At 62.9% G+C, this 13,177-nt stretch carries 11 protein-coding genes and 1 tRNA gene; 11 read left to right on the top strand and 1 reads right to left on the bottom strand.

Translation table 11 applies throughout. The features are described 5' to 3' along the window. Positions 1-84: 84 nt before the first annotated feature. The 11 genes from htpX to HPY67_08715 all read left to right on the top strand — a co-directional run bounded on the left by htpX (position 85) and on the right by HPY67_08715 (position 10,293). Entirely contained in the window at positions 85-936 is an 852-nt protein-coding gene (gene htpX / locus HPY67_08765) for a zinc metalloprotease HtpX (GenBank protein NPV04809.1), read from the top strand. A gap of 219 nt (positions 937-1,155) precedes the next feature. Further along, the gene (locus HPY67_08760) at positions 1,156-1,395 is read left to right on the top strand and encodes a DUF1844 domain-containing protein (protein ID NPV04808.1); all 240 of its coding nucleotides are present in this window, start codon (positions 1,156-1,158) and stop codon (positions 1,393-1,395) included. Further along, positions 1,392-2,228, top strand: a complete 837-nt coding sequence (gene ispE / locus HPY67_08755; GenBank protein ID NPV04807.1) for a 4-(cytidine 5'-diphospho)-2-C-methyl-D-erythritol kinase — start codon at positions 1,392-1,394, stop codon at positions 2,226-2,228. Before HPY67_08760 ends, ispE begins: the two co-directional genes overlap by 4 nt. Positions 2,229-2,280: 52 nt before the next feature. Then, positions 2,281-2,355: transfer RNA gene (locus HPY67_08750), tRNA-Gln, on the top strand. Between the two features lie 41 nt (positions 2,356-2,396). Beyond that, entirely contained in the window at positions 2,397-3,341 is a 945-nt protein-coding gene (locus tag HPY67_08745) for a ribose-phosphate pyrophosphokinase (protein NPV04806.1), read from the top strand. A 110-nt stretch (positions 3,342-3,451) separates the two neighbouring features. Beyond that, the gene (locus HPY67_08740) at positions 3,452-4,117 is read left to right on the top strand and encodes a 50S ribosomal protein L25 (GenBank protein NPV04805.1); all 666 of its coding nucleotides are present in this window, start codon (positions 3,452-3,454) and stop codon (positions 4,115-4,117) included. Positions 4,118-4,305: 188 nt separating this feature from the next. Continuing rightward, positions 4,306-4,908 carry an aminoacyl-tRNA hydrolase gene (locus tag HPY67_08735; protein NPV04804.1) on the top strand — a complete coding sequence of 201 codons (603 nt, stop codon included), beginning with the start codon at positions 4,306-4,308 and terminating at the stop codon, positions 4,906-4,908. A 201-nt stretch (positions 4,909-5,109) separates the two neighbouring features. Continuing rightward, a complete protein-coding gene (locus tag HPY67_08730; protein NPV04803.1) occupies positions 5,110-7,521 on the top strand; it encodes a sodium-translocating pyrophosphatase in 2,412 nt (803 codons plus the stop codon). Between the two features lie 169 nt (positions 7,522-7,690). After that, positions 7,691-8,785 (top strand): redox-regulated ATPase YchF, encoded by a 1,095-nt coding sequence (gene ychF, locus HPY67_08725; GenBank protein NPV04802.1) that lies wholly within the window; start codon positions 7,691-7,693, stop codon positions 8,783-8,785. Positions 8,786-8,903: 118 nt separating this feature from the next. Further along, positions 8,904-9,125 carry a hypothetical protein gene (locus HPY67_08720; protein ID NPV04801.1) on the top strand — a complete coding sequence of 74 codons (222 nt, stop codon included), beginning with the start codon at positions 8,904-8,906 and terminating at the stop codon, positions 9,123-9,125. Positions 9,126-9,411: 286 nt separating this feature from the next. Next, a complete protein-coding gene (locus tag HPY67_08715) occupies positions 9,412-10,293 on the top strand; it encodes a patatin-like phospholipase family protein (GenBank protein NPV04800.1) in 882 nt (293 codons plus the stop codon). Between the two features lie 583 nt (positions 10,294-10,876). Here HPY67_08715 and HPY67_08710 read toward each other — a convergent pair. Beyond that, a complete protein-coding gene (locus HPY67_08710) occupies positions 10,877-13,030 on the bottom strand; it encodes a sigma 54-interacting transcriptional regulator (GenBank protein NPV04799.1) in 2,154 nt (717 codons plus the stop codon). Between the last annotated feature and the right edge of the window lie 147 nt (positions 13,031-13,177).

The raw sequence follows: 13,177 nt of genomic DNA, 5'->3' as shown, positions 1-13,177 counted from the left end.
GGTTGACTTTCGGCATGTCCAAGCTTCTCAATTTCTCAACTTCACAACTTCTTTTTCAACATTTCTTACGGAGGAAGCGACACCATGAATTCTCTCAAGACTGCGGTCCTGCTCGGCGCGCTGACGGGACTCCTGGTCCTGATCGGCGGCTACATCGGCGGCAAGAACGGCATGTTCATCGCCTTCCTCTTTGCCATGGGCATGAACTTCTTCAGCTACTGGTTCTCCGACAAGATCGTCCTGCGCATGTACCAGGCGCAGGAGGTCACGCCCCAGCAGGCGCCGGAGCTCCACCGGATGGTCCACGACCTGGCCATGAAGGCGGGCCTGCCCATGCCGCGGGTCTACATCATCCCCGGGGACACGCCCAATGCCTTCGCCACGGGGCGCAACGAGAAGCACGCCGTCGTGGCCGTCACCGAGGGCATCCTGCGGATCCTGAGCCGCGAGGAGCTCGAGGGCGTCATCAGCCACGAACTCTCCCACATCAAGAACCGCGACATCCTCATCGGGTCGATCGCGGCCACGATCGCCGGCGCCATCACCATGCTGGCCAACATGGCGCAGTGGGCGGCGATCTTCGGCGGGGCCCGCGGCGACGACGACGAGGGGGGCGGCGGCGTGATCGGCATGCTCTTCATGGCGATCCTGGCGCCCATCGCGGCGATGCTCATCCAGATGGCCATCTCCCGCTCCCGGGAGTACATGGCCGACGACGGAGGCGCCCGGGTGTCCGGCAAGCCCTGGGCCCTGGCGAGCGCCCTGGAGAAGCTCCAGATGGCGAGCCAGGCCGTCCCCATGAACGCCAACCCGTCGACGGCGCACATGTTCATCGTGAACCCCCTGACGGGACGGTCGTTCGCGAACCTCTTCAGCACGCACCCGCCCATCGAGGAGCGGATCGCGCGGCTGCGCCGCATGACGCCGCGGATGTAGGCGGGCCGCGGGGAGGCGACCATGGGCGACGAGAAGCAGGAGAAGGGGTTCATCATCAAGGACCGGCGCCGGTTCGACGGCACGGGCGAGGCCCGCCCGCAGGCGCCCGACGAGGGGGCGTCCCCGGGGCGGCAGGAAACGAAGCCGGACGCGGAGTCCGCGCAGGCCCAGTCGGCAAAGCCCACGGGGCAGCCGCAGGAAGGGGCCCCGTTGCCCGACATGACCTTCTCGGCCTTCGTCTTTTCGCTCGGCACGTCGGCCATGCTCCACTTCGGCGATTTCCCGGACCCCGTGACGAAAAAGGCCGAGCGCAACCTCGAGGCCGCCAAGCAGACGATCGACATCCTCGGCATCCTGAAGGACAAGACGAAGGGCAACCTGAGCGACGACGAGGAACGGCTTCTCGACTCGCTGCTCTACGAGCTGCGGATGCGCTACGTCCGGGAGTCGGGCAAGTGATCGCCGCCTCCTCGCCGGCCAAGGTCAATCTCATCCTGAAAGTACTGCGGCGCCGGGAGGACGGCTACCACGACATCGCCTCGCTGATGCAGAAGGTGAGCCTCGCCGACGAGATGGAGTTCACCCCGCGGCCCTCGGGCATCGCGCTGGCCTGCCCGGGGTCGGATCTCCCCACGGGCGAGGGCAACCTCGTCGTCCGTGCGGCCCGGGCCCTCTTCGCCGAGGCGGGATTCACGGGCGGGGTGGCCATCACCCTCCGGAAACGCATTCCCACGGCGGCGGGCCTCGGGGGCGGAAGCTCCAACGCCGCCACGACCCTCGTCATCCTCAACGATCTCTTCGGGCTCGGTTTCGGCCGGGAGAGGCTCATCCGGATCGGCGCCCGGATCGGCGCCGACGTCCCCTTCTTCCTCTACGGCAGCGCGGCCTGGGCCTTCGGCATCGGCGAGATCCTCGAGCCCGCCGTCATCCCCGCCGGGATGTGGCTCGTCCTCGTCAACCCGGGGTTCGAGGTTTCCACGAAATGGGTCTACGAAAGCCTGAATTTGCCGTTGACAAAAACGGCCATCCAGTATAGCATTCCTACCTTTTCAGGGGCGCGGGAACTCGCCGCGGCCCTGACCAACGACCTGGAACGGGTGACCGTGGCACGCTATCCCCTGCTCGACGAGCTCAAGGGGTTTCTCCGGAAGCACGGTGCCCTCGGGTCGCTCATGTCGGGGAGCGGGCCCACGGTCTTCGGGCTTTTTGACAACGAATCCGACGCGATCCGGGCGGAAGGCGCGCTGACGGCCTCGTACCCCTACGCGGCGTTCAGGGCCCGAACGATCTGACCCGCGGCCGCCCCGCGCCTGTCGCCGCACCGGCAGGGCAATCGGTCGAGGATGGGGCGTCGGCAAGCGGCAAGCCACGGGACTTTGGCTCCCGCATTCGGAGGTTCGAATCCTCCCGCCCCAGCCATTTTACAACCCGCGGCGGAATCCAACACCAGGGTGACGGACATGCTCGAGAGAATGCGCATCTTTTCGGGGAATGCGAACAGGAAGCTCGCGGAGGACATCTGCGCCAAGCTCGGCATTTCCCTCGGCAAGGCCAACGTGGCCACCTTCAGCGACGGCGAGACGCGCGTGGAGATCAACGAGAACGTGCGCGGGATGGACGTCTTCATCGTCCAATCCACCTGCCCGCCGGTGAACGACCACGTCATGGAGCTGCTGGTCCTCATCGACGCGATGAAGCGAGCCTCGGCCGACCGGATCACGGCCGTGATCCCCTACTACGGCTATGCCCGGCAGGACCGCAAGGTCGCCCCTCGCGCCCCCATCACGGCGAAGCTCGTGGCCGACCTGATCACGACCGCCGGGGCCAACCGGGTCATGTCCATGGACCTCCACGCCGGACAGATCCAGGGCTTCTTCAACATCCCCGTGGACAACCTCTACGCCACGCCGATCCTCCTGAAATACATCCAGAAGAATTTCGCGGAAAACCTGGTCATCGTCTCACCGGACACGGGGGGCGTCGAGCGTGCCCGCGCCTTCGCACGCAGGCTCAACGCGGCGCTGGCCATCATCGACAAGCGGCGCGAGGGACCCAACGAGTCGCAGGTGATGAACATCATCGGCAACGTCAAGGGCAAGCGGGTCATCATCCTCGACGACATGATCGACACGGCGGGCACCATGGTCCAGGCCGCGGCCGCCCTGGAGGCCGAGGGGGCCACGGAGGTCGTCGCCTGCTGCAGCCACCCGGTGCTTTCGGGCCCGGCCATCGACCGGATCGACGGCTCGAACCTCAGGGAGGTCATCGTGACGGACACGATCCCGCTGCACGAGCGGGCCAGGCAGTGCAAGAAGAAGATCACCGTGCTGCCCGTGGCGGGCCTGCTGAGCGAGGCGGTCCGGCGCATCTACTACAATGACTCGGTGAGCTCGCTGTTCATTTAAAAGAGGGGCTCAAGGCAAAGGGCTAAGGGCCAAAGGAAAATTGGAGCGTGCGTTTTCCAAAGCCTTTCGCCATTAGCCGTTTGCCATCAGCCATAGAATTGGAGGTCTTCATGGAAGCGTTGGAGTTGCAAGCGAAGATTCGCACGGAATCGGGTAAGGGGCCTGCCAGGCGACTGCGGGCCGAGGGGCTCGTTCCTGCCGTCCTATACGGGTCAGGGGCCGAGTCGATGCTGTTAACGGTGAGCGCGGCGGACCTGATTCGGATCATCCGCGCCGAGAAGGGCGAGTCAGGGTTCATCAGGCTCCTGATCGACGAGGGCGGGAAGAAGACCGAGCGGGTCTCCGTCATCAAGGAACTCCAGACCAACACGGTCACGAGGAAGATCGTCCACGCCGACTTCTACGAGATCCGGATGGACCGCAAGCTGACGCGGGACGTGCCGATCCACATCGTGGGCACCTCCATCGGGGTGGAAAAGGGCGGCGAGCTCAAGCAGTTCAAGCGGGAGGTGAAGCTCTCCTGCCTGCCCGGCCTGATGCCCCGGCATGTGGACGTCGACGTCACGAACCTGGCGATCGGCGGCACGATCCGGGTGGGCGACCTCAAGCTGCCCGACGGCATCGAGATCCTCGACGCGGGCAGCGTGAGCATCGTCACCGTGGCCGCCAAGCGCGGCGCCGTGACCGAGGAGGCGGCGGCGCCTGCCGAGGGGGCCGAGGAAGCGCCCAAGGAACCCGAACTGGTCGGCAAGAAGGGCGCGAAGGAAGAGGACTGAGGCAACCTTACACTCACAGGGCATGGAAGGCCCCGTTCGCCGACAGGCGGTGCGGGGCCTTTTTCATGGCCGCTGGAGTGTTGGAATGGTGGAATGATGGGTGAGGAAAAATGCATTTTTTTCTTTCTTTCTCCCGATGATTCCATTATTCCATTACTCCATCACTCCATGATTCCGGTATTTCTCAAATGAAAATTATTGCCGGCCTGGGAAACCCCGGCGACCAATACCGCCTGACCCGCCACAACATGGGCTTCCTCGTGCTCGATGCCCTCGCCGATGACGCGGGTATCGCGGTGCAGAAGAAGAAATTCGAGGCCCTGCTCGGCGACGGGCGGGTCGGGGGCGAGCGCGTCCTGCTCGTCAAGCCCCAGACCTTCATGAACCTCAGCGGACAGGCCGTGCGGCAGATCATCGATTATTATCAGAAGACCGCAGAGGACCTCATCGTCGTCCACGACGACCTCGACCTGCCCTTCGGCACCGTCCGCATCAAGGTCGGGGGGGGCGACGGCGGGCACAAGGGGGTCCGATCCATCATGGACCACCTCGGCGACGGGGCGTTCACCCGCGTCCGGCTCGGGATCGGCAAGCCGCCCTTCAAGGGCGACACGGAGCACTACGTCCTTCAGACATTCCCGAAGGCGGACCTGGAGGCCCTGGCCGAGACCGTCCGGAGGGCCTGCGACGCCATCCTCGAGATCCTGGCCGCCGGTGTCCGGCCCGCCATGAACCGTTTCAACACGCGCGAGCGCAAAGCCGCGCCGGAAGCGGACAACCCACCGGAATAATTGCACGATTCCCGTCATCGGCCCGTGCGCCTCACCGCCCGCCGGGTCCGGCGCCCACCCCGCGCCCCTGCAATCCCCCGACGGCCCACCCGGACAATAAAATCTTTGACAAAAGGGTCAATATTTGCTATGTCACGGCGGCCTTAATGGTTGGTTCCCATCGGTTCATGATCACCAATAACATTGGGAGGAGATGGAGAGATGATTAGCGAGAGAGTCAAACGTGTCCTCAGCGCTGCGTTCCCGGCGCTGTGCGTTCTGCTCCTTGCGGCACCCGTGTTCGCAAGCGAAGCAGACCTGGTCATTCCCCCGCTGACGGCCGCGCAGAACAACCTGCTGATGATCGGCTTCGCGATTTGCTTCCTGGGAATGGGTTACGGCTACTTCATGTACGCCAAGGTCAAGGGGCTTCCGGCACACAAGTCGATGACCGACGTGGCGGAGATCATTTTCCAGACCTGCAGCACCTACCTCATCCAGCAGGGCAAGTTCCTGTTCATCCTGTTCGTCTTCATCGGCGCGTGTATCTTCTACTACTTCGGCTTCCTGCAGCACATGGGCATGAAGGACGTCCTGCTGATCCTGGCCTGGACCGTCATCGGCATCCTCGGCTCCTACGGCGTGGCGTGGTTCGGCATCCGGATGAACACGCTGGCCAACGCCCGCATGGCCTTCGCCTCGCTCGAAGGCAAGCCCATGAAGCTGCTCGACATCCCCCTGACGGCCGGCATGAGCATCGGCGTCCTGCTGGTCTGCGTCGAGCTCATCATGATGCTCATCATCCTCGTCTTCATGCCCCGCGAAGTGGCGGGCGCGGCCTTCATCGGCTTCGCCATCGGCGAGTCGCTCGGCGCCTCGGCCCTCCGTATCTGCGGCGGTATCTTCACGAAGATCGCCGACATCGGCTCCGACCTCATGAAGATCGTCTTCACGATCAAGGAAGACGACCCGCGCAACCCCGGCGTCATCGCCGACTGCACGGGCGACAACGCGGGCGACAGCGTGGGCCCCACGGCCGACGGGTTCGAGACCTACGGTGTCACGGGTGTCGCGCTCATCAGCTTCATCGTGCTGGCCTGCCTGCCCCAGTACCAGGCGGAGCTGCTCGTGTGGATCTTCGTCATGCGCATCCTCATGATCGTCACCTCCATCGGCGCCTACTTCATCAACAAGATGCTCACCGACTCCCTCTGGGGGGGCAAGGAGAAGGTCAACTTCGAGGCGGCCCTCACGTCGCTCGTCTGGATCACCTCGATCATCTCCATCATCGTGACCTTCCTCGTCAGCAAGTGGCAGCTGGGGCACTACCCGAACGAGCTGTGGTGGAAGCTCTCGATCATCATCAGCTGCGGAACCCTGTCGGCGGCCCTGATCCCCGAGCTGGTGAAGGTCTTCACGAGCTCCAACTCCCGGCACGTGGCCGAGGTCGTCACGGCGTCCCGCGAGGGCGGCCCGTCCCTGAACATCCTCTCCGGGTTCGTCGCGGGCAACTACGCCGGCTTCTGGATCGGCTTCTCTCTGTTCGTCCTCATGTTCATCGCCTACTACACGAGCACCCTGGGGCTTTCGGCCTTCATGGAATACACGGCCGTGTTCGCCTTCGGTCTCGTGGCCTTCGGCATGCTCGGCATGGGCCCCGTGACCATCGCCGTGGACAGCTACGGCCCCGTGACGGACAACGCCCAGTCGATCTACGAGCTCTCCCTCATCGAGACCATCCCCAACCTGGAGCAGGAGATCCAGAAGGACTACGGCTTCAAGCCCAGGCTTGACGTGGCCAAGCACTACCTCGAGGAGAACGACAGCTGCGGCAACACCTTCAAGGCGACCGCCAAGCCCGTGCTCATCGGCACGGCCGTCGTCGGCGCCACGACGATGATCTTCTCGCTGATCCTGCTGCTCAAGAAGGCGCTGAACATCCAGCCCGAGCAGATTCTCAACCTGCTCAACCCCTGGACCCTGCTCGGCCTGCTCTGCGGCGGCGCGGTCATCTACTGGTTCACCGGCGCCTCCACCCAGGCCGTCGTGACCGGCGCCTACCGGGCCGTGGAGTACATCAAGAAGAACATCAAGCTCGACGACGCGGCCAGCCTCAGCGCCTCGACGGAGAACTCGAAGGAAGTCGTGAAGATCTGCACGGTGTACGCCCAGAAGGGCATGTTCAACATCTTCATCGCGATCTTCTTCTTCGCCCTGGCCTTCGCATTCCTCTCCGCCCCGGTGAAGGGTCCGGAGTCCGCCTCGTTCTTCATCAGCTACCTGATCTCGATCGCCGTGTTCGGCCTCTACCAGGCCCTGTTCATGGCCAACGCGGGCGGCTGCTGGGACAACGCGAAGAAGGTCATCGAAGTCGATCTCAAGGAGAAGGGAACGCCCCTGCATGCGGCCGCCGTCATCGGCGACACCGTCGGCGACCCCTTCAAGGACACCTCCTCGGTGGCCCTGAACCCGATCATCAAGTTCACCACCCTGTTCGGCATCCTGGCCATGGAAATCGCCATCGCCCCGGACATGAGGGGGACGGCCATCACCGTCGGGCTCCTGTTCCTCGCGATCGCGATCACCTTCGTCTACAGGTCCTTCTACGCCATGAGGATCCCGCTGGAGAAGTAACGACGTAACCGATTTCGAATGCACCGGGGCCGGCAGCAATGCCGGCCCCTTTTTTGTCCGGCGCCCCTCGGGAACAATTCCCTTGACAGCCGGGGGCAAACCCAATACCTTCAGGGTGCCCCAAAACAGCCGGCAACGGCCTTCAGACCGACCCCTCAGGGCGCATCGCATGGGCTTCAACTGCGGCATCATCGGCCTTCCCAACGTCGGGAAATCGACCCTCTTCAACGCGCTGACCTGCGCCGGGGCGGAGGTCGCCAACTACCCCTTCTGCACGATCGACCCCAACGCGGGGATCGTCCAGGTGCCAGACGAGCGCCTCGAGCACATCGCCTCCGTCATCAAGCCCCCGAAGGTGACCCACACGACGATGGAGTTCATCGACATCGCGGGGCTCGTGCGGGGTGCCAGCAAGGGCGAGGGGCTCGGGAACCAGTTCCTGGGACACATCCGCGAGGTCGACGCCATCGTCCACATCGTGCGCTGCTTCGACAACCCCGATATCGCGCACATCTACGGCCCCATCGACCCCGTGCGCGACATCGAGATCGTCAACATGGAGCTCATCCTGGCCGACCTGGACACACTCGCGAGGCGGATCGCCAAGACGGACAAGACCGCCAAGGCGGGTGACAAGGCGGCACGCAAGGCCCTGGAGGTCTACCGGCGTTACGAGGACGCCCTCAAAAAGGGCATCCCCGCGCGCAACCTCGCCGCACACGAGGAGGAACGGGAGATCCTGGCCGAGGCGCACCTGCTGACCTCGAAGAAGGTCCTCTACGTGGCCAACGTGAGCGAGAAGGTTCTCAAGGAGGACGGGACTTACATCGCGCAGGTCCGCGAGGCGGCACAGAAGGAAGGTTCCCGCGTGGCGGTGATCTGCGGCGATCTCGAAATGGAAATCGCCAAGCTCGACCCGGCGGAACGCAAGGAGTTCCTGGCGGACCTCGGTTTGAAGGAATCCGGCCTGCAGCAGATCATCCGCGAGGGCTATGCCCTGCTCGACCTGATCACCTTCTACACCACCGTGGGCCCCGAGCTGCGGGCCTGGACGATCCGCAGGGGAACCCGTGCGCCCCAGGCCGCAGGCAAGATCCACACGGACATGGAAAAGGGCTTCATCCGGGCCGAGGTGCTGCACTACGAAGACTTCTTACGCGCCGGTTCCATCGCGGCGGCCAAGGAAAAGGGGCTCCTGCACTTCGAGGGAAAGGAGTACGAGATCGCCGACGGGGACATGGTCTATTTCAGGTTCAGCGTGTGATTTCGCACGCTTAACCCACAATATTTTTTATTGACAAGCCCCGCCCGATCAAGTATAAAGCGACCCTTGAGAACAACTGCCCGCAAGGGTAAAAAGGAAAAAGGAGGTGAAACAACTGATGAAGAAGGCATTCGCACTGGTACTCGCCCTTTTGCTCGCCGTTTCTTTCTCGTTCGTAGGGTGCGCCAAGCAAGAGGAGAAGAAGCCCGCGCCCGCGCCTGCACCGGCACCGGCCCCCGCTCCGGCTCCTGCTCCTGAGAAGGCTCCCGAGAAGGCAGCAGCTCCGGCCCCGGCCCCGGCAGCCCCGGCTCCGGCCCCGGCAGCTCCGGCGAAGAAGTAGTTCCACCCATCATCAGGCTGTCAGAAAAACCGGGCATTCGAGGAGAATGCCCGGTTTTTTTCTGCGGGCCCCCGACCCGTTTCCATCAGCTGCGTTTGCCTTGCCTTCGCCGCCTTCCGCACGCGCCGGCCCGCCCGCGCACCCTGGGCCGGCGGCTGTCTTGCATCCGAACGTGACTGGCAAACCGTTTGCAGCGCACCAAGGCAAGGGGCGGGTCGTGCGTGCCCCCCTCCCGCCGAGGGACATGTTCTTCGACCGGTCCGATCTCTACCCGAGGGGGTGAATGATGATTCGAGTGTTGCGAATCGGGATCATTCTTCTGTTGCTGGGCAGCGTCGCCGGCTGCATGTGGAAGCAGGCGCCCCCGCCGCCGGTAAAACCGCCCGCAAAGGTCGCCCTCGTGCTGGGCGCGGGCGCCTCGAGGGGGTTCGCACACATCGGCGTGCTCAAGATCCTGGAGGCCAACCGGGTGCCGATTCACCTCATCGTCGGCACGAGCGCCGGCAGCCTCGTCGGAAGCATGTATGCCTACGGGTTCAACGCCTTCCAGCTTCAAAGCCTCTCGTTCCCTGTGGAGAAGGCGGACATCATCGACCTGACCGTCCCGGACAACGGGTTCGTCAAGGGAGAGAAGCTCGAGGCCTTCGTCAACCACATGCTGAAGGACACGCCGATAGAAAAGCTCCGCATCCCGTTCTACGCCGTGGCGGCGGACATCCAGACAGGCGAGGAGGTCGTGTTCGCCTCGGGCAACACGGGCACGGCCGTGCGGGCCAGCTGCTCCATCCCCGGGGTCTTCCAGCCCGTCAGGATCGGCTCGAGGATCTACGTCGACGGGGGGATCGTGAGCCCCGTCGCCGTGGATTACGCCCGGCGGATGGGCGCCGACGTGGTCATCGCCGTGGACATCTCCGTGGGCGTCGAGAGCCCCCCGCCGAAGACGCTCATTGAAACGATCATGCAGTCCGTGGTCATCATGCACTCGAAGATCGCCCAGAACCAGCTCGCCCGCGCCGACATCGTCATCCGGCCGCGGGTGAGCCATATCGGCTCGGCGGACTTCTCCAAGCGCCACGAGGCGGTCCTGGAAGGCGAAAAGGCGGCACTGGAGGCGATGCCGCAGGTGAAGGCGGCGCTGGAGAAGCTGAAGGCGGAAGGCAGACTCTGAAAGAGAGAGAAGCTTTGAAGTTGAGAAGTTTGGATGAGCCTGCAATCATTCAAACACTTCGGCTTGTCCAAACTTCATAACTTCACAGCTTCATAGCTTCCAGGCCCGAATGCGGGCAAAAAAAAATTGGTGGATGACGGACGGCTCATCCACCAATTCTATGATAAAAGAGAGGCTGTTCCCCAACCCCCTCCCTTTTCTGTCAGGGGTCGGCGGATGGAAAGGAGGGAACCAAAAACCATCCGCCGATTCGCAAACCTAAAGCACGATCATGGTTGCCGGGTGTCTATTTTATGAGACCTTTGGAGAGGATCTACCTTTCCTATTCGATAAATTCTTTATCTCTCTGTATGTTAAAGGTCAGTCATCCAAAGGTCTCGCACTCTTAATTTAGCAATAAGAATGCCATCGAAAAAAACACAATAAAATACAGGTCATTGAAAAAAAAGGGCAGCGGCAACGACGCTGATTTGCGTGCTTAATCCGCACACCCGCGCAGGCAATTCCGAAACAAGTCCTGAAAATGGGAGCTTGCACAGTCGTTCTCATTTCGCACATGCCGTGCGAATATTGAACATCCTTCCTAAATGCCCGTTTCGGCATCCTTTCCCGCTTTCTTCAATTCCCGGATCAGCGCGTACCGTGAGATGTTCAGCAGCTGGGCAGCCTTGGTCTTGTTGCCCCCGCTCAGCTGCAGCGCCCGGGAGAGGATGCGCCCCTTGATCTTCCCGGTGAGCCTGTCGACGGCCTGCTTGTAGTCAATCCGGTCCGACGACGACGTCAGCGGGAGAAGCTCATCGACCTGGACGACGGGGTCCTGGGCCGCCGCCGCCTTGATCTCGGCGGGGATGTTCTCCGGCGTGATGTAGCGCCCCACGTCGCGCAGGATCATGATCCGCTCGATGATGTTCTTGAGTTCGCGGACGTTCCCCGGCCAGGAATACCGCCGGAGGATCTCCTCGGCCTCCTTGGTGAACCCCTTGACCTTCTTGTTGAACTTGCGGTTGAATTCCTCCAGGTAGTTGCGGGCCAGCAACAGCAGATCATCGCCCCGCTCCCTCAGCGGCGGCAGGATGATCGGCACCACGCTGATGCGGTAGAACAGGTCCTCCCGGAAAGAGCCCTCCGCGACCATCTTCGAGAGATCCCGGTTCGTCGCAAAGATGAACCGCACGTCGATGGGGATGGTCTCGTTGCCGCCGAGGCGGCGGATGTAGCCGTCCTCGAGCATCCGCAGGAATTTCGCCTGCAGGGGCAGGCTCATGTCCCCGATCTCGTCGAGAAACAGCGTCCCCCCGTTGGCGTATTCCAGCAGGCCGATCTTGCGCTTCCGCGCATCGGTGAACGCCCCGGCTTCGTAGCCGAACAGCTCGCTCTCCAGGAGGGTCCCGGGGATGGCCGCGCAGTTCACGTCGACGAAGCGCTTTTCGTGCCGCTGGCTCTGGCGGTGGATGGCGCGCGACACGAGCTCCTTGCCGGTGCCGCTCTCCCCCTGGATGAGGATGTTGGTGTCGTGCTTGGCCACTTCCTCGATCACGTGGAAGATCCCGACCATCTTCTTCGACTTTCCGAGGATGTTGTGGAACCCCAGCAGGAAGTCCTCCCGCTCCTTGAGCTTCTCCACCTCGGTCTTGAGCGACTTGGCCTCGATGGAGAGCATGGAGTGCATGATGGCGCTGTCGTAGGACGTGGCGGCGTTCTTGACGAGGATGTCGAGGACGTTGACCTGGTCCCGGGTGTACACGCCCGTCTTCATCCCCAGCAGCAGGACCCCCTTGAACCGGTCCTTCACCTTGAGCGGGATGGCCACCTCGCAGGGGTAGCCCTCGTAGAGCGGCTCGATGCCGTCCTCTTCCCTGCCCGGCTGCCGGACGGTGATTGCGCCGCTGTCCATCGCCCTGCGGATGATCGTCCTGCCGACCCGGTCGCCGTACTCGTTGCTGTCGTCGATAAAGCCCCGCTCGCCGTCATTGATGAAGACGCGGTTCTTCTCGATGTCGAGGAAATAGATCAGGGCCTTCTCGGCCTTGCCGATCCGCAGGGCGGCGCGTATCAGGATCTCGTGGATGCGCTCGATCGAGTAGGTGGAGTTCAGGCCCGAGACGGCCTCCTGCAGGATGAGCAGCTGATCGATCTTCTCCCGGTTGATCTCGAAGAGGCGCGTGATGTGGATGATGATGCTGACCTGGTTGGCGAAGGTGAGCAGGATCTCGATCTCGTCGGGTGAAAAACGGGATTTTTCCTTGGTCCAGACGGCGATGATGCCGATGACGTCCTCCTCGATCTTCAGGGGGGCGTAGAACGTGGAGCCGCGCTTGTAGAATGCGGAGATCTTCCGGTCCGTCTCCGTCGTGCGGGGGTCCGTCTCGGAATCCTCGAGGGCGATGTAATGCCCCGTCTTGGCCACGCGGGTCTCGAAGCTGTCGTGCTTCTTCAGGTTCAGGTGCACCGAGAAGGCCCTCCGGGCCTCCTCCTCGCTGTAGTTCTTCACCACCCGCGTGTAGAGGTTTTCCTTGGCTTCGTCGAGCAGCAGGATGATCCCGCGGTCAAACCCCATGGAGTCGACGACCTCGTCGAGGATCTTTCCCAGGATGTCCTCGACGCTGGAGGGGGCTGTCAGGAAGGTGCTGATCCGATAGATCCCCTTGATCAGCTTGTCCTTGTCGATGCTGAACGCGGACGATGTCCGAACGGGGGGCGCGGGAATCGTCCCGCCCTGTTCGATGATGCGTGACATGAACCGTCCTCCTCGGGGCTCAGAAACCCGAAAACTCCCTCGTCGGCTCTTGGCTCACCCCGTGCGGTCCGCCACACGGGGAAAGGGCGCATCGCGGTTTATAACAGGATGTTCCGGCTTTTTCAACACATTCTGTGCGAAACGTGC

The sequence above is a fragment of the Syntrophaceae bacterium genome (assembly GCA_013177795.1).
GTDB lineage: Bacteria > Desulfobacterota > Syntrophia > Syntrophales > UBA2192 > UBA2192.
This window is presented reverse-complemented; position numbering and strand designations above follow the sequence as displayed.